The following is a 25,503-nucleotide window of genomic DNA, read 5'->3' as shown; positions in this document are numbered from 1 at the left end:
GCGAGACCGCAACGCAAAAGGCCGCCCCGAAGGGCGGCCTTTCTCATTGTCTCGACCCTATCAGGCCCGGATCACACCTTGCCCTTCGCCGAGGCGAAGATGCAGAGCAGCGTGATCAGCGCGGCGGCCAGCAGGTAGTAGCCGACATAGGCCATGCCGTAGTGCGACTGAAGGTAGGTCGCGATGTAGGGCGCCAGCGAGGCCCCGAAGATCCCCGCGAAGTTGAAGGTGATCGACGAGCCGGTGTAGCGCACATGGGTCGGGAAGGGCGCGGCAAGCGCGGTCCCGATCAGGCCGTAGGTCAGCCCCATGAGCAGCATCGCCAGCGTCACGAAGGCAAAGATGCGGCCTTCGTTGTCGGTCATCAGCACCGGCACGAGGAAGGAGAAGAGCGCGATCAGGATCGTGGTCACGGTCAGCACCTGACGACGGCCGAAGCGATCTGCCAGCTTGCCCGCCACCGGGATGAAGAGACCGAAGACGATCGCCCCCCAGAGCTGGATTTCCAGCGCGTCGAGGAAGGGAATGCCCACGACCTTGACGTTGTAGGACAGCAGGTAGGCGGTGCCGATGTAGAACAGCACGAAGGTCGCCAGCGCCACGAAGGTCCCCAGCACGAGGCTGAGCTTGTGGTTCTTGAAGACCTCGACCACGGGCACGGAGACCCGCTCTTCCTTCTCGATGGCCTTCTGGAAATCCGGCGTTTCGGTGATCGACAGACGCACCCACATACCGACCACGATCAGCACGATCGAGGACAGGAAGGGCACGCGCCAGCCCCAGGACAGCAGGTCTTCCTGCGGCATGAAGTGCAGCAGGATCCAGAACATGCCGGAGGACAGGAAGAGGCCCACGGGCGCGCCAAGCTGCGGGAACATCCCGTACCAGCTGCGCTTGCCCTCGGGGGCGTTTTCGGTCGCCATCAGCACGGCACCGCCCCACTCCCCGCCGAGGCCGAAGCCCTGGCCGAAGCGGCAGAGCGCCAGCAGCAGCGGCGCGACAACGCCAATGGTTTCGTAGGTCGGCAGCAAGCCGATCACCACGGTCGAGATGCCCATCGTCAGCAGGGCCGCGACCAGCGTGGCCTTGCGGCCGATCCGGTCGCCGTAGTGGCCAAAGACGATCGCGCCGAAGGGACGGGCGAAGAAGGCGATGGAGAAGGTCGCGAAGGAGGCCAGAAGCGCGGTCATCGGGTCGCTGTTGGGGAAGAACAGCGACGGGAAGACCAGCACGGCGGCGGTCGCGTAAACGTAGAAGTCGAAGAATTCGATGGTGGTGCCGATGAGGCTGGCCAGCAGGACGCGGGCCGGGGAGTTGGACGGCGTCGCGGTCCTTGCCGCACCAGCGGGCACCTCGAGGGTGGTACCGTTGGGCATGGGAGGGATTCCAGTTTCGTTAAAGTCGTATCCGTTGCGGAAACACGGCTCGTTAACGCAACGTTGGATCGCCTGTAACCCGTATAGCGCAGGAAAATTGCTTTCGCATAACGGGGTTGCACCAAACGCCGCACCCGGACGGCCCTGTCCGGGCAGTTCAGGCGCGCAATGAGAAAGAGGCAGCCCGGGTGGACTGCCTCTCTCAAGACCCGACGCAGACCCGGGAGGTCATGCCTCCCAGGTGATCGTTCCGCCGCAGATCGTCATGTCGGCGCTGACCTTGGGCAGGTCCTCCGGATCGACGGCCTCGATATCCTGCGAGAGCATCACCACGTCGGCCAGCATCCCGGGCTTGAGCTGCCCCAGCCGGTCCTCCTGGAACCCGACCCAGGCGTTGTCGGCGGTGTAGCTCTTCAGCGTGTCGAAGAGCGACTGGCGCTGGTCCTTCCACGGCGCGGGCAGTGCCTGCGGCGCGACGGCGGCCTTGATCGTGCGCATCACGTCCACCGGGATCACCGGCCAGTCGGTCGAGAAGCAGACCCGCGCGCCGGTCTCGCGGATGTCCTGCCATGCGAAGGCCAGCGGGATCTGGTCTGCGTGCAGGCGCGCATCCAGCCCGTGGGGCGGGAAGTAGCCCCCGCGCGGCGCATGGCCGGGCTGGATCGAGGCCACGACGCCCAGCTCCGCAAAGCGCGGCAGATCATCGGGATGCAGCGTCTCGATATGCTCGATCCGGTGGCGGCTGTCGCGCACCCCGTTGGCCACCTGCGCGGCCTCGTAGGCATCGAGGGTCTGGCGCACGGCCCGGTCGCCGATGGCATGGACCGCGATCTGGAAGCCCGCGGCATCGGCCCGGGCAATCGCCGCGTTGAAGTGGTCGGTCTCGAAGATCGCGTCGCCGATGCTCTCGCTGTTCGGGTAGGGCCGCAGCATCAGCGCGGTGCCGCTCTCCACCACGCCGTCCATGAAGAACTTCACCCGGTTGCACCAGACACGGTCGCCGGTGAAGCGGCGACGCATTTCCTCGGCCTCCTCGAACCGGTCGAGGGGATCGAAATTCTTGTAGTGGAACGGGATCTCGGTCCGGCACAGCAGCCGCCCGTCAGCGTCGAGATCCTGCAGCAGCTCGGCGGTGTAGAAATTGCCGTCCATGTTGTGCAACCCGGTGATCCCCTGACGGGCACAGTGTTTCAGCCCCCGTGCCAGCACGTCGCGATCCATCGCGCGTTCTGCCGGGCCCGCGTCCACCGGGTCCGCGCCGGTCACCATGCCCATCAGCTCCCGCCCGCCATAGCGGGTGCAGCTCAGCACCGGACCGAAGGCCCCGGATTCGCGCAACTCACCAGCGGCAAGACCGTCCGCGCCCATGACGATCTCCGATCCCTTCTCGACCTCGCCGCCCTGCAGGACGCCGCCCATTTCCAGCGCCTTCGTATTGGCCCACATGGTGTGATGATCCGGGGCGAAGATGGCGAAGGGCCGGTCGGGCAGCACCCGGTCGAGATCGTGGCGCGTGGTCTGATGCCCCGCGCCGAAGATCGCGTAGTCGGCCATGATGGCAAAGACGACCTCGCCCGCCGGGCAGGTTTCGGCATAGGCGCGGACCTTCGCGGTCACCGCATCGAAGCCGGTCACGCCGAAGAGGTCGAGGTAGTCGAGTTCGGCCGAGCCGCCGAAGAGGTGGACGTGGCTGTCGATGAACCCGGGCATGACCGTCGCCTGCCCGGCATCGACGACGCGGGTGCCGCGCCCGGCCAGCATGCGGATCGCTTCGGTGGTGCCGACGGCCATGATGCGGCCATCCGCGATGGCGATGGCCTCGGCCATGGGGCGCGCCGGATCGAAGGTCATGAGGCGGCCATTGGCGATGATCAGGTCGGGGGTCTGCATGGGGCGCTCCGTCAACGTATGGGGCAAACGAGAAGGGGCGCAGGACCGTGGCCCTGCGCCCCTCAAGACATCAGAAGATCACTTCTGCAGTTCGGTCCAGATGGCAGTGTAGATTTTCTGCACCTCGGGCGGGCAGACGATCGACACGACACCGGCGGCCTTCAGCTCGTCCGGCACCACCACTTCGGGCGCCGTGGACATCACCTCGTCCATGAACGCCTCGGACCCGGAGATGCCGTTGGCATAGCGGGCGAAGTTCGACAGCATGGCCGCGTTCTCGGGGTCCATGATGAAGTTCAGGAAGAGCTTGGCGTTGTCCACGTTCTGCGCGTCGGCGAGGATCGCGGCGTTGTCCATCCAGATCGGGTAGCCGGTCTGGGGATAGCCGAAGGCGATGTCCTCGTTCTGGAGCCGCGCCCGCAGCGACGCACCGTTCCAGTTCACGCCCGCGGCGAGGTCGCCCTTGGCGTATTTCTCGATGTTGCCGTAATCCATGGAGAGCCAGGATTTCTTGGCCTCGACGAGGGTGTCGCGCACCTTCATCAGCACTTCTTTGTCACCGGTGCACTGCTCCCCGCCGACGGCGAAGATCGCAAGGCGCATCACGTCCATCATCTCGGGGACGACGTTGATCTTGCCCTTCAGCTCTTCCGGCGGGTTCAGGATCAGGTCGGCGGTGTTGATGTCGCCGCCGTAGACGGCGGTGTTCACGGTGATGCCGACGGTGCCCCACTGCCACGGAACGGTGTACTTGCGGCCCGGATCGAAGGGCACGTCGACCCACTGCGGGTCCATGTTCTTGAAGTTCTCCATCTCGCTCGGCATGGATTCCATCAGCAGACCTTCCTCAATGAAGATCGGCACATAGGTCCCCGAGGGCACGACGATGTCGAAGCCGTGGCCACCGGCCTTGATCTTTGCCAGCGCGGTGTCGTTGCTGTCGTAGTCGGTGATGGTGACCTTGACGTCGAATTCCTTCTCGAACTTCTCGATCATCTCGGGGCTGGTGTAATTGCCCCAGTTGTAGATGTTCAGCACCCCTTCGGCATGGGCCGGAACGGTCAGGCCGATGGCGGCGGCAGTGGACAGAAGCAGCGTCCGTTTCATGTGGTTACTCCCAGTTGGATGGTTGGACCGGATCATTTTCGCGTCCGGCTGAGGAAGAAGAAGGCCACCACCAGAATGATGGAGGCGGCAAGCAACGCGGTGGAAATCGCGTTGACCTCGGGCGTGATGTTCCGCCGCAGCTGGCCCAGCATGTAGGTCGGCAGGGTGTCCTGCCCGGCGGATTTCACGAATTCGGTGATCACCACGTCATCAAGAGAGATGACGAAGGCCAGCATGGCACCGGCGAGGATGCCCGGGAAGAGCTGCGGCAGGGTGATGCGGCGGAAGGTCTGCCACGGCGTCGCGTAGAGATCCGAGGCCGCCTGTTCCAGCGTCAGGTCCATGCCCTGCAACCGGGCCCGGATCGGCATGTAGGCGAAGGGAATGCAGAAGGCGGCATGGGCGAGGATCAGGTACCACAGCCCGGTGTAGCCGGTCTGGACCTTGATCATGGCAAAGAAGATCAGCAGCGAAACGGCGGTCACGATCTCGGGCACCATGAGGGGCTGGTTGATCATGGCAAAGACCGCCCCCTGCCCGCGCCAAGGCTTGACCCGCGTGGTGGCCAGCGCCGCCAGCACCGCCGCCGTGGTCGCCAGCGCCGAGGCCGCCGAGGCGATGACGACCGAGCGGATGGTGGCGGCCTGCACGGCCTCGTTCTCCCACGCGCTTGCGTACCAGCGCAGCGAGAAGCCCTCCCACAGCGCGATGGAGGAGCCGGCGTTGAAGGAATAGACCACCAGCAGGATGATCGGCAGGTAGAGCAGCACGAAGCAGAGGATCGCGAGGGGCGTGAACCCGGTCTGCTTGCGGATATCGAAGGGTTTAGCCATGGCTCTTCTCCCCCTCCTGACCGGCGGCGCGCACGTAGAAGAGCAGCGCCACCATCACGATCGCCAGCAGCGTCAGCGACAGCGCGGCCCCCAGCGGCCAGTTGCGGCCCTGCCCGAACTGCAGCTCGATCAGGTTGCCCAGCATCAGGTTCTTGCCGCCGCCCAGAACGCGGGGCGTCACGTAGGCGCCGAGGCAGGGCACGAAGACGAGGATCGAGCCCGCGATGACGCCCGGCTTCACCAGAGGGAAGATCACCTTGGTGAGGACCTTCCACCGGGTCGCGTAGAGGTCATAGCCCGCCTCGACCAGCGAGAAGTCGAACCGCTCCATCGAGGCGTAGATCGGCAGGACCATCAGCGGCAGGTAGACATAGACCATCCCCAGCATGATCGAGAACTCGGTAAAGAGCATCTGGATCGGCGCGTCGATGATCCCCAGCCACAGCAGCAGCGTGTTCACCGTGCCCTCGGCCCGGATCAGCTCCATGATCGCGAAGGTGCGGATCAGCAGGTTGGTCCAGAACGGGATCATGATCAGCAGCATCCAGGCATCCCGGCTGCGCTTGGGCCGCGTCGCGATGAAATAGGCGGTGGGGAAACCGAAGACGAAGGCGGCCACCGTGGTCATCAGCGACAGCTTGAGCGAGCGCCAGAAGATCGACAGGTGCGCATCGGCAAAGGTCAGTTCCTCGGTGAAGAAGTCCCGCTCCATCACCACGGAGAACCACGCATTCCACGAGAATTCGGGCTTCACCCCGCCGTAGTCGCCCGGCGTGAGGAAGGAATAGACCACGACGATCAGCAGCGGGCCTGCGGCAGCGAAGATCAGGATCAGCAGCGCCGGGCTGAGCAGAAGCCAGCGGTTGCGGCGTTCCGTGGCGGTGCGGGCGGCGGACAGGTCGCTCATGGCCTCAGTCCTTCAGCAGCTGGCCGACGCCGGGGGCAAGGTGGATGCCCACCCGGTCGCCCTGCGTGAAGGCATGGGCCATGTCCGGCGTGTTCTGCTGGCGCAGGGTGAAGGCCGCGCCATCGGACAGCGTGACGTGATAATGGGTATCGGTGCCGAAGTAGACCACCTGCGACAGCAGCCCCTCCATCACCCCCTGCCCCACCGGGACGAGGCGCGCATGTTCCGGCCGGGTGGCCAGCGTGGCCGCCCCCATGCCGGTGCCCGCCTCGGCCGCGCCGCGCGCCGTCGTCTCGGCCCCGCCGGCAAGGCGCACGCGGGCGGCGTCGCCGGTGATCTCCAGCACCTCGACATCGAGGAAGTTCGTATCCCCGATGAAATCCGCCACGAAACGCTCGGCCGGCTGGTCGTAGATGTCGCGCGCGCCGCCGATCTGCCGGATCTTGCCCGCGTTCATCACGGCGATCCGGTCGGACATGGTCAGCGCCTCTTCCTGATCGTGGGTGACGAAGACGAAGGTGATCCCGGTTTCGGTCTGCAGGCGCTTCAGCTCCAGCTGCATGTCCTTGCGCAGCTTGAAGTCGAGCGCCGAGAGCGGCTCGTCCAGCAGCAGCACCTGAGGTCGCGGGGCCAGCGCCCGGGCCAGCGCCACCCGCTGCTGCTGCCCGCCCGAGATCTGGCCGGTCTGGCGGTCCGCCATGGGCGTCATCCGCACCAGTTCCAGCATCTCCTCGACGGTGGCCTTCACCTCGCGCTTGGGCTTGCCCAGCATCTCGAGGCCGAAGGCGATGTTCTGGGCGACGGTCATATGCGGGAAGAGCGCGTAGTTCTGGAACACCGTGTTCACCGGGCGCTTGTAGGGCGGGCTTTGCAGGATGTCCTTGCCGCCCAGCCGGATCGACCCGCTGGAGGGATCGACGAAGCCCGCGATGGTGCGCAGAAGCGTGGTCTTACCGCAGCCCGAGGGCCCCAGCAGGGTAAAGAACTCGTTATCCTTGATCGTGACCGACACGTCGTCGAGGGCACGGAAGGCGCTTTTGCCTTCACCGTATATCTTGGTGACGTTTTCGATCGCGATCATCGGCACGTGTCCTTTCCGGTCTTTGCTCGGGTCCCAGCCATGGTCCCTGCGGCGGGTCCGCCGCCGCGCGTGACAGGCGCGCGGCACGTCCCCGCGCATCCCGTCCACAGGCCCGCAGGGGGCCCACCACTGCGCACATTGCGGCAAACTCCCGGGCGAAAATCAACGATTAACAAACCCTTGACAGCGGACCGGAGGTAGTTTGCCTACAAATGATCGAGCCTCTTCAGGGCCTGAGCGTGCGAACGTGGGTCGTGACGCTGCGACGCAGGCCAAAAAGCAGCGCCCAAAAACCGGGCATCCTCCACGACCGGCGGCCCGCTCGTGCCGCCGCGTCGCGACTTTACACCATATGGGGGAATTGCCCTGTTCGCGGGCTGCGTCATAGCTTGCCCCTGCGTGCGGGGCCGCCTGCCCCCGGATCAAGGAGAGCCCCCATGACGACCGACCTCTGGAAATGGACCGCCGCCGACCTCGCGGCCGGGATCGCCGCTGGCCGCATCACCAGCGTCGAGGCGACGGAAAGCGCGCTGGCCCGCATGGCACAGGTGAACCCGGCGCTGAATGCCGTGGTCGACCCGCTGGAGGAGCAGGCCATGGAGGCCGCCCGCGCCGCCGATGCCACCCTGCGCACCTCGGGCCCCAGCGGCCCGCTGCACGGGGTGCCGGTCACGGTGAAGATCAACGTCGATTACGGCGGGCGGGCCACCACCAACGGCGTCGTGGCACAGAAGGACAATATCGCGGCCTCCGACGGGTCGGTCGTGCAGAACATGAAGGCCGCGGGCGCGGTGATCCTCGGGCGGACCAACACGCCCTGCTATTCCATGCGCGCCTTCACCAACAACGACCTGCACGGCGCGACCTACAACCCGCATGACAAGACGCTGACGCCCGGCGGCTCCTCGGGCGGGGCGGGCTCGGCCACAGCGGCGGGGATCGGCGCCATCGGCCATGGCAACGACATCGGTGGCTCGGTCCGCTACCCGGCCTTTGCCTGCGGCATCTACGGCCTGCGCCCGACCTCGGGCCTGCTGGCCGCCACCTCTCCCAGCGTGCCGCACCGGATGATCGTCTCGCAGATGGCCTCGGTGCAGGGGCCGCTGGCGCGCTCGATCGAGGATATCCGCCTCGGCGCGCTTGCGCTCTCGGGTCATGATCCGCGCGACATCTGGCAGGTGCCCGCAGGCGACATCTTCGGCCCGCTGGGCCATGCGCCCTGCAAGGTCGCCATGCTGGCCGAAACCGACGAGGCCCCGGTCGACCCGGAAGTCAGCGCCGCGATCCGTCAGGCGGGCGCGATCCTCGCCGATGCGGGCTACACCGTGGAGGAAGTCACGCCGCCCTCCTTTGCCGAGCTGATGGACTACTGGCGGCTGATCCTCGGCAACGAGATGCGCGCGGGCCTTCAGGGTCTGATGATGGACAACGGCGACTGGAAGATGAAGAAATCCATCGACCTGCTGCTCGAAGGGGTGCCCGAACTCGACAGCCGCGACGCCTTCCTCAAGGCGCTGACCAAGCGCTCTGCCCTGCTGGTGGAATGGCAGATGTTCTTCCAGAAATTCCCGCTGGTGCTGACGGCGACCACATGGGCGAAACCGATGATCGACGATTACGACGTCTCAGACGACGCGGATGCCGCGTGGTTCTATGGCATCTGTGCGCCGCTCTCGGGCACGCCGATCATCGGGCTGCCCGGGCTCTCCGTGCCGGTCGGCTCGGCGCCGGGCAAGCCGATGGGGGTGCAGCTGCTCTGCGACCGGTTCCAGGACAAGCGCCTGCTGGAGGCCGGTGCCGTGCTGGAACGCGCCATCGGGGCCATCGACCCGATCGACCCGATCGGGTTCTGAGCCCTCAAGGCTGGTCCTGCCGGATCACTTCGGCAGGATCACCTGCTCCTGCGGGTTGTCGTGCTTGGACTTGTGGTCCGGCTCGACATGGATCGTGACCTTGGTGTCGCCGATCTGGCGCTCCAGTTCGCGTTCGATCCGGTCGCAGATCTCATGCGCCTTGAAGACCGACATGGTGCCCGGCACGACGAGGTGGAAGTCGATGAAGGTCACCGGCCCGGCGTGCCGCGTGCGCAGGTCGTGGGCCTCCATCGCGCCGTTCGATTCCGCCGCGATGATGTCGCGTAGCTTGGACAGCATCTCCTCCGGCACGGCCTCGTCCATCAGGCCGCTGAGGCTTTCCTGGATCACCTTGGCGCCGGACCACAGGATGTTCAGCGCCACGAGGATCGCCATGATCGGGTCGAGCATCCAGATCCCCGTCGACACCGCCAGCAGCAGGCCGATGGCCACGCCGAAGGAGGTCACCACGTCGGTCATCAGGTGCTTGCCGTCCGCCACCAGCGCCGGGCTCTTCTGGCGACGGCCCCGGGTGATCAGCATCCAGGCCCAGAAGCCATTCACCGCCGTGGCGAGGAGGTTGATCGCGAGGCCACCAAAGGGCGTGTCCAGCACGCGCGGCGCCTGGATGCCATGCCAGGCCTCGCGCAGGATCAGAAGCGCGGCGATCACGATCATCACCCCCTCGAAGACGGCGGCAAAGAACTCTGCCTTGTGGTGGCCGTAGGGGTGGTTGTCGTCTGCCGGACGCGCGGCGACGCGGATCGCCACCAGCGCGGCAATCGCGGTCGCGACGTTGACCGTACTCTCCAGTGCATCGGAGAGCAGCGCGACGGAGCCGGTCATCCAGTAGGCGAGCGACTTCAGAAGAAGCACGGCCACCCCGACCACCAGCGAGCCGATGGCAAGTTTCATCGTGTTGGTCATGGGACGGTCCTTTGCGCTTGGGCGGGCAACATACTCCCGATCTCGGATCTCGCAACCCCTTGTTTTCTTTAATAAGAATGACTTGCAAAGGCAGCTGCCTCCGCTCGCTAACCCGCTCTTCGGAAACGGAATTTGCCGCAGCGCGGCGCGACCCGGCCACCACGCCGGCCCGGCCCCGGGGGCTTCGGGCGGCGCTGCCCGGGGTGCGCACCCGCGACTCACCCGCGGGCCCTTGACCTTCCCGCCGCCGGGGCGATCCTGAGGCAGAGCGATGCCCGGATGGCCCGCGCAGCCGCTGCGCGCACTTCAAGGACGATCAGATGACGCGTTTCCTGCATATCACCGACCTGCATGTCACCGCCCCCGAAACCGCCGGAGCGGGCGGCGAGGACGCTGCCAGCCGCACGCTCCGCAAACTCGTCGAGGTCGCCAACCGGCTGACCCCCGCCCCCGACCTGATCGTCGCCTCGGGCGACCTGACCAACACCGGGGACGAGGCAAGCTATCGCCACGTGCAGCGCATCCTCGAAGGCCTCGACGTGCCGGTGGTGATGACGCTGGGCAACCATGACCGGCGGGAGGGGTTTCATGCCGTCTTCGAAGGCTATGGCGGGGCGCCGGACGGGCCCGTGGATCATGAAGCCGTCCATGCCGGGCTGCACGTCATCGCGCTGGACACCTCGATCCCCGGCAAGATCGGCGGCGGGCTGGACGAGGCACAGTTCGCCTTCCTCGCCCGGGCGCTCGACCGGCACGGCGACCTGCCCAAGGTCCTTGTCCTGCACCATCCGCCCAAGACGGTGCGCGGCGGCGGCCTGCCCTGGGCCACGCTGAGCGAGGCCGACAGCGACCGCCTGCAGGCGATGATCGCGGGCCGGACGATCCTCTGCATCCTGTCGGGGCACGTCCATTACAACCGCATGAGCCTCTGGCACGGGGTGCCCGTGGTGGTGACCAACGGCCAGCAGTCGACGGTGGACCTGACGCGGACCGATGCGCTGTCGCTGGTGGAGGGCACCGGCTTTGCCATTTGCGATCTTCAGGAAGGCGGGCTGCAGGTGACCTTCGTGCCGCTCGACGAGCCCCGGCCGATCAAGGAAATCCCGATGGAGCGGTTGCGGGCTTTTTGCTGAGGCGCGGCCAGCCTGTCCGTCGATAGGCCGCGCCAGACATGACAGGGGGCCACCCGCGCGGCTGGAGCCGCGGTGGCACCGCTGCGCCTGCCCTGCGTCTGCCCTGCGTCTGCCCAATCCCGGTCGCCGCGGGCCGGGCCGCTGCCCGCTGCGCAGGGGATCGGAAAGGGTAAGAGGGATTGATTCTGCCCACCACCTTGCGACCCCCGCGGCGCAACGCTAGTATAGGTGCCTGATCGGAACCGGGCGGGCCTCATGGCGCCGCCCTTTCACGCTGGGGAAAGCACCATGTCCTGGACGGATGAACGCGTCGAACTGCTCAAGAAGATGTGGAGCGAAGGACAATCTGCCAGCCAGATCGCCAAGGAACTGGGTGGCGTGACGCGCAATGCCGTGATCGGCAAGGTCCATCGGCTGGGCCTGTCGAACCGCGCGGGCGGCACCACGCCCCCGGCCGCAGCCGCCGCACCGGCAGCCAAGCCGGCGCCCGAAGCCAAGGCCAAGCCCACCGCACCCAAGCGGGAGCCCCGCCCTGCGACCGCGGCCCCTGCGCCCAAACCGGAAGAGCCCGAAGCCCCCAAGGCCGAGGAACCCGCCGCCGTGCCCGCGCGCAAGCAGATCATCCCCGCCGGCCAGCCCCTGCCGCCGCAGCCCTCCGCGAACGAGATCAGCCCCGAGGCGCTCGCCAAGGTCAGCGAAGTGGAGAAGAAGGCCCGCAAGCTGGACCTGATGGACTTGACCGAGCGGACCTGCAAATGGCCCGTGGGCGACCCGGCGACCGAGAACTTCTGGTTCTGCGGCCTGCCCGTGCAGCCCGGCAAGCCCTATTGCGAGGCCCATGTGGGCGTGGCCTTCCAGCCCATGTCCTCGCGCCGCGACCGGAAACGGTAAGCCCCGCTCGCGGCCCGCGACCAAGAATTTTCGAAAATTCTTGGGAAAATTCTTCGAAGAATTTTCTGCGCCCGTGGCCACGGGGTGGCCCGTCAGAAAGGCCGTGCCGGGGCACCCTCGTATCACCACATGCGGGGACGCCCGGAAAATTCGAATTTTCCGGTTCGGATTTTTCGAAAAATCCGGGAGGGGCGCTGCCCCTCTTGCGCCGCGGGGCGGCGCAATTCACCCCGGAGGTATTTGGGGAAAGAGGAAGGGCGCGGTGCCGCGCCCGGTCCGGCCCCGCCCCGAAACAATTCCCAAGTGACCCGTTTAGCGCTATAGGCCGCTCATGTCCCAGAACCCGCCCAACCTCCGCCCCGACCTTGCCCCCGCCGCCCGACTGGGCGACGCGCCCGCCCGCCCCGGCCAGCCCGCGCTTGGCATGGTCAGCCTTGGCTGCCCCAAGGCGCTGGTGGACAGCGAGCGCATCCTGACCCGGCTGCGGGCCGAGGGCTATGCCATCAGCCCGGATTACACCGGCGCCGACGCCGTGATCGTGAACACCTGCGGCTTCCTCGACAGCGCCAAGGCCGAGAGCCTGGAGGCCATCGGCGAGGCACTGAAGGAGAACGGCCGCGTCATCGTCACCGGCTGCCTGGGCGCGGAGCCCGAGTATATCACCGGCGTGCATCCCAAGGTGCTGGCCGTGACCGGACCGCATCAATACGAGCAGGTGCTGGACGCGGTCCATGCCGCGGTGCCGCCCTCGCCCGATCCCTACGTCGACCTGCTGCCGGCCAGTGGCGTCTCGCTGACCCCCCGGCACTACAGCTACCTGAAGATCTCGGAGGGCTGTAACCACAAGTGCAAGTTCTGCATCATCCCCGACATGCGCGGGCGGCTGGTGTCGCGCCCAGCCCATGCCGTGCTGCGCGAGGCCGAGAAATTGGTCGAGGCGGGCGTGAAGGAACTGCTGGTGATCAGCCAGGACACCTCGGCCTACGGGGTTGACCGCAAGCATGACCTGCATCCGTGGAAGGGCGGCGAGGTGCGCAGCCATATCACCGATCTGGCCCGCGAGATGGGCAAGCTCGGCGCCTGGGTCCGGCTACACTATGTCTACCCCTACCCCCATGTGCGTCAGCTGATCCCGCTGATGGCCGAGGGGCTGGTGCTGCCCTACCTCGACATTCCGTTCCAGCATGCCCATCCGGATGTGCTCAAGCGCATGGCGCGGCCCGCGGCCGCCGCCAAGACGCTCGACGAAATCGCCGCATGGCGCCGCGACTGCCCCGAGATCACCCTGCGCTCCACCTTCATCGTCGGTTATCCCGGCGAGACCGAGGCGGAATTCCAGACCCTGCTGGACTGGATGGACGAGGCGCAGCTCGACCGGGTCGGCTGCTTCCAGTACGAAAACGTGGACGGGGCGCGCTCCAACGCGCTGCCCGATCACGTGCCGGACGAGGTGAAGCAGGACCGCTGGAACCGCTTCATGGAGAAGGCGCAGGCGATCTCCGAGGCCAAGCTGGCCGCCAAGGTGGGCCAGCGAATCGATGTCATCGTGGATGAGGTCGACGAAGATGCGGCCACTTGCCGGACCAAGGCCGACGCGCCCGAGATCGACGGCAACCTCTTCATAGACGAAGGCTTCGAAGCGCTGAAACCCGGTGACATCGTCACGGTCGAAGTGGACGAAGCAGGCGAATACGACCTCTGGGGCCGGCTGGTCTGATCCCGCTGCGCGGGCGCGGCGGTCGATAGCGACCCGGGCCCTGCGATCAGCGCCTGCGTCAGGACAGACGTCAGAACAGGCGTCAGGACAAAAAAATGCGCCGACGTGGCCCTCATCCACGTCGGCGCTCTTGCTCGGATCAATGTTGAAGCGGTCCCTCTCGACCGGCGGCGCTCCCCAGCGTCCGGTCTACCGCACATCGACCTTGGCAATCAGTCCCGCCCCTTCGGGCGGTATCTCGTCTCAGGCCACCGCCAGCCGATCCAGCAGCAGCTTGTTGCGGCAATAGCCCGGCACCTCGTGCACGCTTGCATCGATCGTGGCGCAGCGGTCGGCCTCGGTGCAGCCGGTGCAGCGCATCACGGCCGCGCGGTAATCGCCCACGACCTCCGGTGCGCGGTTGATGTTCTCGGCGAAATCGACGCCGACCCGGTCCGCCATCTGCGAGACCAGCGCGGCCCGCGCATCGAGGCGTTCGAAGAACTTCGTCAGCATGTCACGGTCTCCTTCCGGTCCTGCGCCGTGCCCAGCCGGGCAAAGACGGCGCGGTTCATGCAGATGCCCGGTGCGGGCTGGGGATCGGCCTCTGCGCGCTCGGCGGTGTCGAGCCAGTCGCGGCAGCTCTCCGGTCCGGCGCAGCCACGGCAACGGGTGACCATGGCGGCCCAGTCTTCCACCTTCAGTTCACCGCAATCCTGCGCTGCATCCAGATCGGTGCCCGTGGCACGGGCCATTCGCTGGACGAGCCAGAAATGCTCTTTCACATCTCCCAGAGGCTTCATCGGCGTATCCCTCGTTTCGTCGAAAGAGGGTCTACGCCATGGGCGACTCGGGCACCTTGATCCTGATCAATATTGTGACAGCGCAGCGACAGCCCGCCGAGGGGCCCCTGCGCGACGGGTCAGACGCCGTGGGCGAGCGCCTCGCGCACCGTCTCGAGACGGCGGGCATTCGGCGGGTGGGTGCCAAGGAAGCTGTTGCCCGGATCGGGTATGCGGTTGAAGTACTGTGCCCCGTGCAGCGCGTCGAAGCCCGCCGCCCGCGCGATGATCGCGCCCAGTGCATCGGCCTGCAACTCGAACTCCTGCGAGTAGCGCCGTGCGCCGAGCGCCGCGCCCAGTTGCTGCGCCATCTCCAGCCCTGAACCGCTGGCACCGCCCGCGGCAGCGAGCCCGCCAAAGACCTGCGCCCCGGCAATGGCATTGGCTTGCTGCTGGCCGAGGTGGTCCGAAATGTGATGCGCCGCCTCGTGGCTCATGACGAAGGCCATCTCGTCCGCGTTCTCGACCGAGGCGATCAGCGCGATATTCACCGCGAGGATCGGGCGGCCATCGTCATCGAGGGTCTGGAAGGCATTGGGCGGATCGGTCAGAGACCGGTCCACGACGATCTGGAAGTCGCAGTTGAGCTCCGGCGCCCGCCGGCGGCACTCCCGCTCCATCACCGGCTCCAGCCGGTCCGCCACCATGACGAACTGGTTCACCGCCTGCTTGGCCTGCGCGCGCAGGGCCGCCTTGTCCGTGGGCACGGTTGCCCCCGGCACCGCCCCGGGCCCCGTGGGGGCGACAGCACAGGCGGCCAGCAGGGGCAGCAGCAGGACAAAGGAGACAAGGCGCAGTGCAAACATTGGCGGGGGTCCGGGGTCGGAACATCGAGACATTGCCCCAATCTAGACCGAAGCGCCCGGCGGCTGCAGCCGCTAATCCCGCCCTCCGCGATATTCCTCCGATGCAATGCTTCCCATGCAACAAGCGCCCTACCCGATCCCGTCACCGGACCCGGCGGCGCGGGGGCGGGGCGGGCCCGGTATGGGGCTGAGGCGGCGAAACTTGACAGCGCCGCGTATACAAGGAAGAGATGAGGCACTTCGATCAACCGGGCCTTGCACGGCCCGTCCAGGCCTCTGGCCGCGACGCCGCCGGGCCGGGTCGAAGCAGCGCCGGGCCCGGTCCCGGCCGCAGGAGGAGGACAAGATGACCCGCATTCACCCGGCCCGCCCGGCTGGCCGCTTCCTGTGACACGCGCCTTGTCGCCCACCCATGCCGCCCTGAGGCGGCCGCCGGCACAGCGGCAGGCACACCGGGGCGCCCGCCCTTCAACCGACCGGCCCCGCGCCGGGGAAAGGACCCAGCCGTGAAAGACATCCTCAGCGATTCCACCCTGAAACCGCCGTTCCGCGCCGACCATGTCGGCTCCCTTCTGCGCCCTGTAAATATTGCCGAAGCGCGCAAGAAAGGCGTCACCGGTGCCGAGCTGAAAGCCATCGAGGACGCCGAGATCCCGGCGCTCATCAAGATGCAGGAAGAGGTCGGCCTGAAGGTCGTCACCGACGGCGAGGCACGCCGCGCATATTGGCATTATGACTTCATGGGGATGCTCAACGGCTTCGACCTCGAAACGCAGGACGGCGCCGGTCTGGGCTTCCAGGGCGTCACCAACCCCGAGGTCTACCCGGTGATCAACGGGCCGCTCAGCTTCCCCGCCGATCACCCGATGCTGGACCACTTCAAGTTCGTGGCCGAGCATACCTCGGTCTGCCCCAAGATCTCGATCCCCGGGCCGTCATGTGTACATTTCCGGGTCACGCCGGAGAACAACCGCCACAAGCCCTATCAGGATGCGGACGTCTTCTTTGGCGAGATCGCGGCCACCTACAAGGACGCGGTGCAGGCCTTCTACGACGCCGGCTGCCGCTACCTGCAGCTGGACGACATCTTCTTTGCCTACCTTTGCGACGAGAAGCAGCGCGAGATGCGCCGCGCCATGGGTCAGGATCCCGACTGGCTGATCGACCGCTACGCGTGGATGCTGAACGAATGCATCAAGGACCGCCCCGAGGACATGATCATCGGGATGCACATGTGCCGTGGCAACTTCAAGTCGACCCACGTGGCCGAAGGCGGCTACGACATGGCCGCCGATGCGATCTTCAACAAGACCGACGTGGACGTCTACTTCATGGAGTATGACACCGACCGTGCCGGGGGGCTGGAGCCGCTGAAGCTGCTGCCCAAGGGCTCCAAGCGCATCATGGCCGGGTTCATCACCACCAAGACGCCCGAGCTGGAGCCGATGGACTGGCTGAAAGGCAAGTTCGAAGAAGCCTCGAAGTTCGTGGACATCGACCAGCTGGGCATCGCGCCGCAGTGCGGCTTCTCTTCCACCGAACACGGCAACAAGGTCACCGTCGAGGATCAGCGCAAGAAGCTGGAACTGGTGGTGAACCTCGCCAAGGAGATCTGGGGCGAGGCGTAAGCCCACCTCCCCGCGGGATCGAAGGGGCCGGTGCATCGCACCGGCCCCTTTTCGTGTCCCCTCAGCCTTCCGCCAGCTTCATCAGCACCAGCCCGGCGGCAATCAGCCCGGCCGCCAGCAGGCGCATGGGGCTGGCCGCCTCGCCGAGGACGGCAATCCCGACCGCGAAGGCGCCGATGGCCCCGATCCCCGTCCAGACCATGTAGGCTGTGCCAAGGGGCAGTTGCTTCATGGCGGAGGCCAGCAGCAGGAAGCTGCCCGTCATCGCGACCAGCGTCACGACGGAGGGCACCAGCAGGGTGAAGCCTTCGGATTTCTTCATGAAGGTGGCCCAGACCACTTCCAGCAGTCCGGCGATAAAGAGAGAGGCCCAAGCCATGGGGAGACCTTTCCTGAGCGCCGGGTCGTCCCGGCCATTCACCATTGCGGAGAGGTCGTCCTCTGCCCCGCCATCTGGCACCGGGGGCCCGGCGGATCAAGGCCCGCGCCCGGCCCCGCTTACCTTCCGCCAGAGAGGTGGCCCGTGGGCAACGCCGTGGTGTATTTCACCTGATCGAGGGCAAAGCTGGAGCGGATGTTGGAGACGCCCGGGATCTGCGTCAGGCAGTCCAGCACGAGGCCCTGATATTGCAGCAGGTCTTCCACCACGACGCGCAGCATGTAATCCGCCTCGCCAGTCATGAGGTAGCATTCCATGATCTCGGGACGGCCCTCGATCGCATCGGTGAAGACCTTGAGCGAGGCCTTGTCCTGACGGCTGAGGGTGACATGGACAAAGACGTTCACCAGCAGCCCCAGCTGCACCGGATCGACCAGTGCCACCGACCCGCGGATCACACCCTTGTCGCGCATCTCCGCCACGCGGCGCCAGCAGGGCGAGGCGGAGAGGTTCACCTTCTCGGCCAGATCGGCGTTGCTGATCTCGGCGTTTTTCTGCAGCACGTCGAGGATGCGGAGACTGGCGTCATCCAGCTGAACGGCATTTCTCGGCATATCATTCCCACCAATCGCGATTCACAGGTCAAACTCTCCTATATTTCTCGCAGGCGCAGAAGAGAAGACAGGATTTTCCACCGTATAGGATGCAGTCTGTTCGCAACAGCGAGACAGGACAGACCATGGCCAGCATTCAGGGCGCCCTCCGGGGCCGCATCTCCACCGCCACGCAGGATGACGCGAACACCACGCGGCTGTGGCTGATGGCGATGGTGCTGCTCTGGGGGCTCAGCTGGCCCGCGACGCAGATCGCGCTGGTCTCTGTCCCGCCGCTCTGGCTCGCCGCCTTCCGCTTCGGCTCGGCCGCGCTGTGCCTCTTTGCCTTCGTGGCGGTCCGGGGTGAGCTGCGCCTGCCCAAGAAGGCCGACATGCCCATCGTGCTCAGCATCGGGCTTCTTCAGATGATGACCTTCACGGGCCTCGGCATGATCGCCATGACCAAGACCGACACCAGCCATTCGGTGCTGCTGGCCTATACCACGCCGCTGTGGTCGGTGCTGCTGGCCTGGGGACTGTTCGGGACGCGACCCAGCCGCGCCCAACTGGCCGCCGTCGCCGTGGGCGTCGCGGGCGTGGCGCTGATCGTCTCGCCGCTGGAGACCGACTGGACCCAGCCGGGGGCCTTCATGGGCGCGGGCTTCCTCCTGATCGGCGCGATTGCATGGTCGCTGGTGATCCTGCACGTGAAGCGGCACAAGTGGGTGTCCTCGCCGCTGTCGCTGGCGCCGTGGCAGATGCTGCTGGCCACCGTGCCGCTGGCGGTTGCCGCCGCTGTCGTCCATGGCGCGCCGCACCAGATCGCATGGAGCGGGCACCTCGTGCAGCTGCTGATCTACATCGGCCCGATCGCAACCTCGGCCTGCTTCGTGATCTCTTCCGAATACGGCCGCCGGATCAGCACCTTCGCCATGTCGAACTTCACCCTCGGCGTGCCGCTGACCGGGGTCGCCGCCTCGGTCCTTCTGCTCGACAACCAGCTCTCGCCCGTCTTCCTGATCGGCCTGACGCTGGTGATGGGCGGGATGATCCTTGCCGCGGCCGCCAGCCGCCGCTGACCAACAGCCATCGCGCAAAGAAACGCCCCGGTCCATCAGGCCGGGGCGTTTTGCGTTACACGTGCTTGCGTCCGCCCGCGTCGAGGAACCACTCGTCCGGGTAAGGATACCACCAGTCCTGCCGCACGGGGCGGTGATCCATGATCACCATCTTGGAGCGGCGGAAGGCATCCAGCCCCTGCCGCCCCAACTCCCGCCCCATGCCCGACGCCTTCCAGCCGCCGAAGGGCAGCGCGTCGTTGTCGATCATCGGGTTGTTGACCCAGACCATGCCCGACTGCAGCCGTTCCGCCGCCTCCTGCGCCTCCTCCAGCGAGGTGGTGAAGATCGAGGCGCCGAGGCCGAAGGGGCTGTCGTTCGCCGCCGCGATGGCCGCGTCGAAGTCCTTCACCTTGGCAATCGCCGCGACGGGGCCGAAAATCTCCTCGTGCATGATCTCCATGTCGGGGGTGCAGCCGGTAAGGATCGTGGGGGCATAGAACCAGCCGGTGTTCTGCCCTGCAGGCGCGCCGCCGCCGATCTCGACCTTGGCGCCCTTGGCAATCGCATCGGCCACCAGCCGTTCGACCTTGTCCCGTGCGGCCTTGCTGACCAGCGGGCCGATCTCGGATTTGTCCAGCCCGTTGCCGATACGCAGGGCCGCCGTCTCCTCCACGAAGGCCGCGACGAAGGCGTCGTGGATGCCCTCCGTGACGAAGAGCCGTTCGGTCGAGGTGCAGACCTGCCCGGAGAGGTGGAAGGCCCCCGTCACAGCCCCCGCCGCTGCCACCGCAAGCGGCGCGTGATCCGTGATGATCATCGGGTCGGACCCGCCCGCCTCGATGATCGCGGGCTTCATCAGGCCACCGGCGGCAGCCCCCACGGCACGCCCCCCGGCGACGGAGCCGGTGAAGGCCACGGCGTGGGTCAGGTCGGAGGCCACCAGCGCCTTCCCCACCTCTGCGTCGCCCGGCAGGCAGGCGATGAGGCCTGCGGGCATCTCGTCAAAGACCTTCATGAATTCCAGCGTGGACAGCGTCGTCGCCTCCGCCGGTTTCACGACGCAGCCGTTCCCGGCGGCCAGCGAGGCGGCGACCGTCCAGCACATCAGCAGCACGGGGAAGTTGAACGGCATGATATGGGCCGAGACGCCGAGCGGCTCGTAACGCGCATACTGGAAGGAGCCCGCCTGCGTGGAGCCCGCGATCTTGCCCGCCTCGTCGCGGGCCATTTCGGCGTAATAGCGGAAGATCGAGGCACAGTTCGCCACTTCGCCGATGGCCTCGGGATAGGGCTTGCCCATCTCGCGGCTCATCAGGATGGCGCAACGGGTCATATCCGTGGCCTCGATGCGGTTCGCCAGCCGGTGCAGGTGCCCGGCCCGCGTCTTGGCATCCAGCGCGGCCCAGCCTGCCTGCGCGGCGTTGACCTGCGCCAGCACCTCGGCCAGTTCGCCCGCGCTCACCACGGCACGGGTGCCCACGCGGTCCAGCGTGGCGGGGTCGATGACCGCCTCGGCGCGGCCCGTGCTCTCGCGCAGTCCGGGGGTCAGGTAATAGCGGGGCGTGTCGATATCGGACATCTCGTCTCTCCCGATCCGGCGCGCGGATCCTTTCCGTGTCTCGCCCGCCCTGCGGCGCGGCAGCACCCGGCCCGCCGTCAGGGAGGGCCGGACAGGGGTCACCCGATCCGCTCAGCGGATCATGTAGACCTTCTTGATCGTCTCGTGGACGGTGCAGACGCCCTTCCAGTCCTGCGGGAAGAAGGCGGCGGTGTCGGGGGTGATCTCGATCACCTCGCCGCTTTCGTGGACATAGGTGCAGCGCCCTTCGAGGAAGTGGCAGAACTCGTCCCGGGTCACGTGGCATTCCCACTTGCCGGGCGTGCAAATCCACAGGCCGCATTCGTTCTCGCCGTTCGGCCCCTTGTGAAGCAGCTTGCCCGAGGTGCGGCTTTCGCCCTCGATCATGGTCGGGATCACGCCCCAGTCCACCGTGTCGGTGATTTCGAGCGGCTTGGTCATCACGGGTGTCGTCATGGGGTCAACTCAGCATGTAGATGTTGCGGATGGTCTCGTGGACCGTGCAGGTGCCGGTCCAGCCGGCGGGGAACAGGACGCAGGTGGCGGGGGTGACCTCGATCACCTCGCCCCCGTCGCTGACATAGGTCGCACGCCCCGAGACGAAGTGACAGAACTCGTCCCGCGGGACGGAGAGCCGCCAGCGGCCCGGGGTGCAATCCCAGATGCCGGTCTCGGGGATATTGCCCGGCCCCTTGTGCAGCAGCCGCCCGGTGGAGTGCGAGGCGCCGTCCAGCGCGTCGGGCTGCGCGCCCCAGTCCACGAGATCGTCAAAGGCGCCCGCCCCGTGGATATGGGGCGCGGAGGAGGCGAGGTTCGTCACGCTTGCGACTCCACGAGGTCGACGAGGATCTTGGCGGCCTTCTCCTGCCCGTTCTGGCCCTGCATATGGGCCGAGGTCGCGGCCAGTTTCGCGGCCATGTCGGCGTCCGTCAGGCAGGCCTCGATCTTGGCGATCAGCTCTTCATCCGTCCAATCGTAGCGTTCCGAGCGGAAGCCGTGGCCGGTTTCCTGCACCCGCATGGCGTTGTCGTGGCCGTCCCAGACATAGGACATGATGATCGCGGGCTTGCCGAAGTAGAGGCATTCCGTGAAGGAGTTGTTGCCGCCGTGGTGGATCACAGCATCCACCTGCGGGATGACCGAGGGCTGCGGGAACCAGCTGTCGATGACCACGTTCGGCGGGATGTCGTCATATTCGCCAATGTAATCGCCCACGTTCACCAGCGCGCGATAGCGGGTCTTGCCGATCAGCGTGATCAGCCGCTTCAGCAGGTCGGTATCCCCCGCCCCCAGCGACCCGAAGGAGACATAGAGCAGCGGGCCGTCGTTGTTCGCCGCAAAGGTCGGCACGGTATAGGGCTTGTCCTGCCGCACGCAGCCTTCGAGGTACTGGAACTGCGCCGGGTCCAGCGGCGCGGAGCGGTGGTACTTCACCTGCTCGGGGTAGAGCAGCAGGTTCATGAAGGGCGAGGCCTCGAAGAACTGGCCCAGCGGATAGGGGTCCTCACCGGTCGTGGCGAGGAAGGCGTTGTAATCGTCGTGGATCGGCTTGATCACCTCGTTGAACTTCGCCCGGAAGGCGGCGTGGCCCTCGGTATCCGTCTCGGACATGCCCGAGAGGTGCGGCGGGATCGCGTCATCCTCGATCTCGTTCTCCGAGCAGGAGATGATCCGCACCCATGGCACGCCGTACTGCTTGATCGCCGGGAAGAGGATCACGTTGTCCACGCTGATCACGTCCGGCTTGATCTTGGCCAGCACCGCGGGCAGGTCCTTCTCGGCCCATTTCGCGCTGTCCACGATCGCCTCCCAGCACTCCTTGACGTAGTTGTCGATCTGGTCGATCGGCGCCTTGCGGAAGTTGGGAATGTGCCCGTTGATGAAATCCTCCCAGAACTTGGCCATCTGCTCGGGCGGCATCGGTTCGGAGAGGTTCACGGGATGCGCCTCGAAGCCGTAGCCCTGATAGACCTCGACAAAGCCGGGGTCCGAGAGGAAGACGGCCTTGTGGCCCATCCGCTCGACCGCCTGCGCAATGCCGACGGAGTTGAGCGCGGGGCCGAAGGCCGCTTCGGGGAAGAAGGCGAAGGTTTTCTGGGTCATCTGGGTCTCCTCTGGTGGGGCGGCCTCTGGCGGGCCTTTGAGTTTCGGGCCCGATTTGGCGGGCCTTGGATGTCAGGCGGGAAAGACGCGGGTGTCGCGGGCGGACCAGCCCAGCGTCAGGCGCGCGCCTTCGGTGATATCGCGCCCCTCGGCGGCGTCCGCCGTCAGCCGTACGAGGAGCGGCTGATCGCAGAGGGGCGTGTCGAGGTGCAGGTGCAGGTCAAGCCCGAGGTAGGCCGTGGACCGGACGGTGCCCGTCACCACGTTCTCGGCCTCGGCATCGAGGTAGAGCCGTTCGGGCCGGACCGCAGCCACGAGGGCCTCGGGCGCCTCCGCCGGAATCACCCCGCCGATCCGCGCACCGTTGCGGGCAAAGAGCAGGTCGCCCGAGCGGGTCACGGGGATGAAGTTCATCTGACCGATGAAGTCGGCGGCATAGCGGGTTTCAGGGTATTCGTAGATCTCGCGCGGGGTCCCCGACTGCAGCAGGCGACCGTCCTTCAGGATCGCGATCCGGTCAGCCATGACGAGGGCCTCCTCCTGATCGTGGGTGACCACGATGAAGGTGATGCCGAACTCCGCCTGAATGCGCTTCAGCTCCAGCTGCATCTCGCCGCGCAGCTTCTTGTCGAGCGCGCCGAGCGGTTCATCCAGCAGCAACAAGCGCGGCCGTTTCACCAGCGCGCGGGCCAGGGCTACCCGCTGCCGCTGCCCGCCCGACAGCTGGTCGGGCTTGCGATTGGCGAGCGGGGCCAGCTGGATCACCTCCAGTATCTCGCCCACCCGCGCGGTGATCTCGCGCCGGAGCAGCCCCTCCATCTCCAGCCCGTAGGCGATGTTCTTGGCCACCGACATATGGGGGAAGAGCGCATAGCTCTGGAACATCAGGTTCACCGGGCGGCGGTTCGGCGGCACCTGCGAGACGTCCTTGCCGTCCAGCACGATCTGGCCGCCGGTGGGCAATTCGAACCCCGCCAGCATCCGCAGCAGCGTCGTCTTGCCCGAGCCGGAGGCCCCCAGCAGGGCAAAGAACTCGTTCTCGACGATGTCGAGCGACACGCCATCCACGGCCTTCACCCGGCCAAAATGCTTTTCCACGTCGGAAAGAGAGAGCAGCACTTGCGTCATTGTCCGGGCAGACCCCCGCGGTTCAGTCTCTGGGAAAGCGCAAGGGCGATCACGCTGAACAGCATGACCAGCGTCGCAAGCGCGTTGATCTCGGGCGTCACGCCGAAGCGGATCATGGCGAAGATCTGCATCGGCAAGGTGATCGAGGACCGCCCTGCACCGGCGGTGAAGAAGGCGATGATGAATTCATCGACCGACAGCGTGAAGGCCAGCAGCGCGCCCGCGATCACCGCGGGCATCAGCACCGGCAGCACCACGCGGCGCAGCGTCGTGGCGGTCGAAGCGCCAAGGTCGGCGGAGGCCTCGACGATCGACCAGTCGAAGGTTTTCAGCCGTGCGCGCACGACCGAGCAGACGAAAGCGAGGTTGAAAACCACGTGGCTGACAATGATCGTGTGCAGGCCCATCTTCACGTTCAGCATCGAGAAGAAGCTGAGCAGCGCGATGGCCAGCACGATGTCCGGAATGATCATCGGAGCGAAGATGATGGTCTCGAGGAAGCGGCCCTTGCGGCGGCGGATCTCCACGCCCACGGCCAGCAGCGTGCCAAGGATCGTTGCCAGCAGGGTCGAGACCACGGCCACGATCAGCGTGTTCAGTGCCGCGTGCATGATATCGCGATTGGCGAAGAGTTCGCCGTACCACTTCACCGAAAACCCGGTCCATGCGGTCGGCAGCCCGCCCGCGTTGAAGCTGAGCGCGATCAGCACCGAGATCGGCACGTAGAGGAACGCGAAAACGCCCGCGAGGATCGCCAGCATCAGGCGGGTCTTGCCACGCTCAGGCATCGCGCCCCCCCTGCCCGGAGGCGCGTTCGCTGGCAAAGGTCTGCGCCGTCAGCAGCACCATCATCACCGCGATCAACGCCATGGAGAGTGCGGCGCCAAAGGGCCAGTCGTTCGCCGTCAGGAACTGCGCATAGACGAGGTTGCCAATCATCTGGAACTGCCCGCCGCCCAGCAGTGCCGGCGTCACGAAGTTGCCGATGGAGAGGACGAAGACAAAAACGAACCCTGCCGCGATCCCCGGCACGGTCATCGGCAGGGTGATCCTGCGGAAGGTCGTCCACTGCGAGGCGCCAAGGTCATGGCTGGCCTCGGCCACCTCGGGGTTCAGACGCGAGAGCGGCGCGTAGCAGGCCAGGATCACGAAGGGCAGGTAGTTGTAGACCAGCCCGATCACCACCGCCGTTTCGGTATAGAGCATCTGGGGCAGTTCGCCCTCGTATCCGAACCAGCGGAACAGGTGCACGATCAGCCCCTCGCGGTTCAGCAGCACGATCCAGGCGTAGGTGCGGATCAGGTAGTTCGACCAGAAGGGCAGCACCGCGAAGAAGAGCAGCGCAGGCTGGCGGTGGCGCGGCATGGCGGCGATGGCATAGGCGGCGGCATAGCCCACCACCACGGCGATCCCGGCGGCCAGCCCCGCGATCCCCGCCGATTTCAGGAAGATCCGCGCATAGAGCGGGTCCACCACCATGGCGAGGTTTTCCAGCGTGAAGACATATTCGATGCCGCCGTAGATCCCGCGCCGGAAGAAGGCCAGCGCGAGGATCAGCAGGCAGGGGACCACCATGAAGGCAGTGAGCCACGCCAGCGCGGGCGTCATCAGGTAGAGCGGTTTGCGGTCTTTCACGGGGGACATTTCCGATGGGGTCGCGGCCCGATACACCCGACCCACCCCAGGCAGA

25 protein-coding genes are annotated in these 25,503 nt (G+C 66.5%); 6 read left to right on the top strand and 19 right to left on the bottom strand.

Annotated elements, in window-relative coordinates; all coding sequences use genetic code 11:
• Positions 1-71: 71 nt before the first annotated feature.
• The 6 genes from LCM32_RS18475 to LCM32_RS18450 all read right to left on the bottom strand — a co-directional run bounded on the left by LCM32_RS18475 (position 72) and on the right by LCM32_RS18450 (position 7,194).
• Positions 72-1,376, bottom strand: coding sequence for an MFS transporter (locus LCM32_RS18475; protein WP_224822571.1), 1,305 nt, complete (start codon positions 1,374-1,376; stop codon positions 72-74).
• 228 nt (positions 1,377-1,604) lie between these two features.
• The gene (locus LCM32_RS18470) at positions 1,605-3,266 is read right to left on the bottom strand and encodes an amidohydrolase (protein ID WP_224822570.1); all 1,662 of its coding nucleotides are present in this window, start codon (positions 3,264-3,266) and stop codon (positions 1,605-1,607) included.
• A 78-nt stretch (positions 3,267-3,344) separates the two neighbouring features.
• Positions 3,345-4,373 carry an extracellular solute-binding protein gene (locus LCM32_RS18465; protein ID WP_224822569.1) on the bottom strand — a complete coding sequence of 343 codons (1,029 nt, stop codon included), beginning with the start codon at positions 4,371-4,373 and terminating at the stop codon, positions 3,345-3,347.
• Between the two features lie 32 nt (positions 4,374-4,405).
• A complete protein-coding gene (locus LCM32_RS18460; RefSeq protein ID WP_224822568.1) occupies positions 4,406-5,206 on the bottom strand; it encodes an ABC transporter permease in 801 nt (266 codons plus the stop codon).
• The gene (locus LCM32_RS18455; protein WP_224822567.1) at positions 5,199-6,113 is read right to left on the bottom strand and encodes an ABC transporter permease; all 915 of its coding nucleotides are present in this window, start codon (positions 6,111-6,113) and stop codon (positions 5,199-5,201) included. The genes LCM32_RS18460 and LCM32_RS18455 overlap by 8 nt, the downstream gene beginning before the upstream one ends.
• Before the next feature lie 4 nt (positions 6,114-6,117).
• The gene (locus LCM32_RS18450; RefSeq protein ID WP_224822566.1) at positions 6,118-7,194 is read right to left on the bottom strand and encodes an ABC transporter ATP-binding protein; all 1,077 of its coding nucleotides are present in this window, start codon (positions 7,192-7,194) and stop codon (positions 6,118-6,120) included.
• A 437-nt stretch (positions 7,195-7,631) separates the two neighbouring features.
• On the opposite strand from LCM32_RS18450, the gene LCM32_RS18445 reads away from it, so the two are divergent.
• Positions 7,632-9,047 (top strand): amidase, encoded by a 1,416-nt coding sequence (locus LCM32_RS18445; protein WP_224822565.1) that lies wholly within the window; start codon positions 7,632-7,634, stop codon positions 9,045-9,047.
• A gap of 24 nt (positions 9,048-9,071) precedes the next feature.
• On the opposite strand, the gene LCM32_RS18440 is transcribed toward LCM32_RS18445, so the two are convergent.
• Positions 9,072-9,974, bottom strand: a complete 903-nt coding sequence (locus LCM32_RS18440) for a cation diffusion facilitator family transporter (protein ID WP_224822564.1) — start codon at positions 9,972-9,974, stop codon at positions 9,072-9,074.
• 320 nt (positions 9,975-10,294) lie between these two features.
• Here LCM32_RS18440 and LCM32_RS18435 point away from each other — a divergent pair, with 320 nt between their 5' ends.
• The 3 genes from LCM32_RS18435 to rimO all read left to right on the top strand — a co-directional run bounded on the left by LCM32_RS18435 (position 10,295) and on the right by rimO (position 13,715).
• Entirely contained in the window at positions 10,295-11,107 is an 813-nt protein-coding gene (locus LCM32_RS18435) for a metallophosphoesterase (RefSeq protein ID WP_224822563.1), read from the top strand.
• 288 nt (positions 11,108-11,395) lie between these two features.
• Entirely contained in the window at positions 11,396-11,998 is a 603-nt protein-coding gene (locus LCM32_RS18430; protein ID WP_224822562.1) for a GcrA family cell cycle regulator, read from the top strand.
• Between the two features lie 331 nt (positions 11,999-12,329).
• Positions 12,330-13,715: a 30S ribosomal protein S12 methylthiotransferase RimO gene (gene rimO, locus LCM32_RS18425; RefSeq protein WP_224822561.1), complete on the top strand. Its 1,386-nt coding sequence runs from the start codon at positions 12,330-12,332 to the stop codon at positions 13,713-13,715.
• A 243-nt stretch (positions 13,716-13,958) separates the two neighbouring features.
• Here rimO and LCM32_RS18420 read toward each other — a convergent pair whose 3' ends face one another.
• The 3 genes from LCM32_RS18420 to LCM32_RS18410 all read right to left on the bottom strand — a co-directional run bounded on the left by LCM32_RS18420 (position 13,959) and on the right by LCM32_RS18410 (position 15,342).
• The gene (locus LCM32_RS18420; protein WP_224822560.1) at positions 13,959-14,210 is read right to left on the bottom strand and encodes a DUF6455 family protein; all 252 of its coding nucleotides are present in this window, start codon (positions 14,208-14,210) and stop codon (positions 13,959-13,961) included.
• A complete protein-coding gene (locus LCM32_RS18415) occupies positions 14,204-14,497 on the bottom strand; it encodes a DUF6455 family protein (protein WP_224822559.1) in 294 nt (97 codons plus the stop codon). Before LCM32_RS18415 ends, LCM32_RS18420 begins: the two co-directional genes overlap by 7 nt.
• 119 nt (positions 14,498-14,616) lie before the next feature.
• Positions 14,617-15,342: a M48 family metalloprotease gene (locus LCM32_RS18410; protein WP_224822558.1), complete on the bottom strand. Its 726-nt coding sequence runs from the start codon at positions 15,340-15,342 to the stop codon at positions 14,617-14,619.
• A gap of 506 nt (positions 15,343-15,848) precedes the next feature.
• Between LCM32_RS18410 and LCM32_RS18405 the strand changes: the two genes are divergently transcribed.
• Positions 15,849-16,970: a 5-methyltetrahydropteroyltriglutamate--homocysteine S-methyltransferase gene (locus tag LCM32_RS18405; RefSeq protein ID WP_224822557.1), complete on the top strand. Its 1,122-nt coding sequence runs from the start codon at positions 15,849-15,851 to the stop codon at positions 16,968-16,970.
• A gap of 61 nt (positions 16,971-17,031) precedes the next feature.
• Here LCM32_RS18405 and LCM32_RS18400 read toward each other — a convergent pair whose 3' ends face one another.
• Together LCM32_RS18400 and LCM32_RS18395 are read right to left on the bottom strand one after the other, a co-directional pair.
• A complete protein-coding gene (locus LCM32_RS18400) occupies positions 17,032-17,349 on the bottom strand; it encodes a DMT family transporter (RefSeq protein WP_224822556.1) in 318 nt (105 codons plus the stop codon).
• Positions 17,350-17,468: 119 nt separating this feature from the next.
• Entirely contained in the window at positions 17,469-17,963 is a 495-nt protein-coding gene (locus tag LCM32_RS18395; RefSeq protein ID WP_224822555.1) for an Lrp/AsnC family transcriptional regulator, read from the bottom strand.
• A gap of 125 nt (positions 17,964-18,088) precedes the next feature.
• Between LCM32_RS18395 and LCM32_RS18390 the strand changes: the two genes are divergently transcribed.
• Entirely contained in the window at positions 18,089-19,021 is a 933-nt protein-coding gene (locus tag LCM32_RS18390; RefSeq protein ID WP_224822554.1) for a DMT family transporter, read from the top strand.
• Positions 19,022-19,076: 55 nt separating this feature from the next.
• Here the strand turns inward: LCM32_RS18390 and LCM32_RS18385 are convergent, their stop codons facing one another.
• The 7 genes from LCM32_RS18385 to LCM32_RS18355 form a co-directional block, all read right to left on the bottom strand.
• The gene (locus LCM32_RS18385; protein ID WP_224822553.1) at positions 19,077-20,582 is read right to left on the bottom strand and encodes an aldehyde dehydrogenase family protein; all 1,506 of its coding nucleotides are present in this window, start codon (positions 20,580-20,582) and stop codon (positions 19,077-19,079) included.
• Positions 20,583-20,693: 111 nt separating this feature from the next.
• Positions 20,694-21,038, bottom strand: a complete 345-nt coding sequence (locus tag LCM32_RS18380) for a cupin domain-containing protein (protein WP_222491770.1) — start codon at positions 21,036-21,038, stop codon at positions 20,694-20,696.
• 4 nt (positions 21,039-21,042) lie between these two features.
• Positions 21,043-21,402, bottom strand: a complete 360-nt coding sequence (locus tag LCM32_RS18375) for a cupin domain-containing protein (RefSeq protein WP_224822552.1) — start codon at positions 21,400-21,402, stop codon at positions 21,043-21,045.
• Complete coding sequence (locus LCM32_RS18370; protein WP_224822551.1) at positions 21,399-22,685, bottom strand: nucleotide disphospho-sugar-binding domain-containing protein; 1,287 nt, start codon at positions 22,683-22,685, stop codon at positions 21,399-21,401. Before LCM32_RS18370 ends, LCM32_RS18375 begins: the two co-directional genes overlap by 4 nt.
• A 72-nt stretch (positions 22,686-22,757) precedes the next feature.
• Positions 22,758-23,813, bottom strand: coding sequence for an ABC transporter ATP-binding protein (locus LCM32_RS18365; RefSeq protein WP_224822550.1), 1,056 nt, complete (start codon positions 23,811-23,813; stop codon positions 22,758-22,760).
• Entirely contained in the window at positions 23,810-24,601 is a 792-nt protein-coding gene (locus LCM32_RS18360; RefSeq protein WP_224822549.1) for an ABC transporter permease, read from the bottom strand. The genes LCM32_RS18365 and LCM32_RS18360 overlap by 4 nt, the downstream gene beginning before the upstream one ends.
• Positions 24,594-25,448: an ABC transporter permease gene (locus tag LCM32_RS18355; protein WP_412070697.1), complete on the bottom strand. Its 855-nt coding sequence runs from the start codon at positions 25,446-25,448 to the stop codon at positions 24,594-24,596. The genes LCM32_RS18360 and LCM32_RS18355 overlap by 8 nt, the downstream gene beginning before the upstream one ends.
• Between the last annotated feature and the right edge of the window lie 55 nt (positions 25,449-25,503).

Origin of the sequence: Pseudooceanicola nanhaiensis, assembly GCF_020171315.1 — a bacterium.
Lineage (GTDB): Bacteria > Pseudomonadota > Alphaproteobacteria > Rhodobacterales > Rhodobacteraceae > Pseudooceanicola > Pseudooceanicola nanhaiensis_A.
The sequence above is the reverse complement of the archived record's forward strand: the minus strand, read 5'-3'. Positions and strand labels throughout refer to the sequence as shown.

What these genes read in the sequence shown, in the direction of transcription:
- LCM32_RS18415 (WP_224822559.1), bottom strand. Translation starts at nt 14,497, where the DNA reads ATGAAGCCTCTGGGAGATGTGAAAGAGCATTTCTGGCTCGTCCAGCGA.
- LCM32_RS18380 (WP_222491770.1), bottom strand. Translation starts at nt 21,038, where the DNA reads ATGACGACACCCGTGATGACCAAGCCGCTCGAAATCACCGACACGGTG.
- LCM32_RS18420 (WP_224822560.1), bottom strand. Translation starts at nt 14,210, where the DNA reads ATGCTGACGAAGTTCTTCGAACGCCTCGATGCGCGGGCCGCGCTGGTC.
- LCM32_RS18440 (WP_224822564.1), bottom strand. Translation starts at nt 9,974, where the DNA reads ATGACCAACACGATGAAACTTGCCATCGGCTCGCTGGTGGTCGGGGTG.
- rimO (WP_224822561.1), top strand. Translation starts at nt 12,330, where the DNA reads ATGTCCCAGAACCCGCCCAACCTCCGCCCCGACCTTGCCCCCGCCGCC.
- LCM32_RS18360 (WP_224822549.1), bottom strand. Translation starts at nt 24,601, where the DNA reads ATGCCTGAGCGTGGCAAGACCCGCCTGATGCTGGCGATCCTCGCGGGC.
- LCM32_RS18410 (WP_224822558.1), bottom strand. Translation starts at nt 15,342, where the DNA reads ATGTTTGCACTGCGCCTTGTCTCCTTTGTCCTGCTGCTGCCCCTGCTG.
- LCM32_RS18475 (WP_224822571.1), bottom strand. Translation starts at nt 1,376, where the DNA reads ATGCCCAACGGTACCACCCTCGAGGTGCCCGCTGGTGCGGCAAGGACC.
- LCM32_RS18400 (WP_224822556.1), bottom strand. Translation starts at nt 17,349, where the DNA reads ATGGCTTGGGCCTCTCTCTTTATCGCCGGACTGCTGGAAGTGGTCTGG.
- LCM32_RS18450 (WP_224822566.1), bottom strand. Translation starts at nt 7,194, where the DNA reads ATGATCGCGATCGAAAACGTCACCAAGATATACGGTGAAGGCAAAAGC.
- LCM32_RS18455 (WP_224822567.1), bottom strand. Translation starts at nt 6,113, where the DNA reads ATGAGCGACCTGTCCGCCGCCCGCACCGCCACGGAACGCCGCAACCGC.
- LCM32_RS18370 (WP_224822551.1), bottom strand. Translation starts at nt 22,685, where the DNA reads ATGACCCAGAAAACCTTCGCCTTCTTCCCCGAAGCGGCCTTCGGCCCC.
- LCM32_RS18365 (WP_224822550.1), bottom strand. Translation starts at nt 23,813, where the DNA reads ATGACGCAAGTGCTGCTCTCTCTTTCCGACGTGGAAAAGCATTTTGGC.
- LCM32_RS18390 (WP_224822554.1), top strand. Translation starts at nt 18,089, where the DNA reads ATGGCCAGCATTCAGGGCGCCCTCCGGGGCCGCATCTCCACCGCCACG.
- LCM32_RS18460 (WP_224822568.1), bottom strand. Translation starts at nt 5,206, where the DNA reads ATGGCTAAACCCTTCGATATCCGCAAGCAGACCGGGTTCACGCCCCTC.
- LCM32_RS18465 (WP_224822569.1), bottom strand. Translation starts at nt 4,373, where the DNA reads ATGAAACGGACGCTGCTTCTGTCCACTGCCGCCGCCATCGGCCTGACC.
- LCM32_RS18395 (WP_224822555.1), bottom strand. Translation starts at nt 17,963, where the DNA reads ATGCCGAGAAATGCCGTTCAGCTGGATGACGCCAGTCTCCGCATCCTC.
- LCM32_RS18385 (WP_224822553.1), bottom strand. Translation starts at nt 20,582, where the DNA reads ATGTCCGATATCGACACGCCCCGCTATTACCTGACCCCCGGACTGCGC.
- LCM32_RS18445 (WP_224822565.1), top strand. Translation starts at nt 7,632, where the DNA reads ATGACGACCGACCTCTGGAAATGGACCGCCGCCGACCTCGCGGCCGGG.
- LCM32_RS18435 (WP_224822563.1), top strand. Translation starts at nt 10,295, where the DNA reads ATGACGCGTTTCCTGCATATCACCGACCTGCATGTCACCGCCCCCGAA.
- LCM32_RS18430 (WP_224822562.1), top strand. Translation starts at nt 11,396, where the DNA reads ATGTCCTGGACGGATGAACGCGTCGAACTGCTCAAGAAGATGTGGAGC.
- LCM32_RS18470 (WP_224822570.1), bottom strand. Translation starts at nt 3,266, where the DNA reads ATGCAGACCCCCGACCTGATCATCGCCAATGGCCGCCTCATGACCTTC.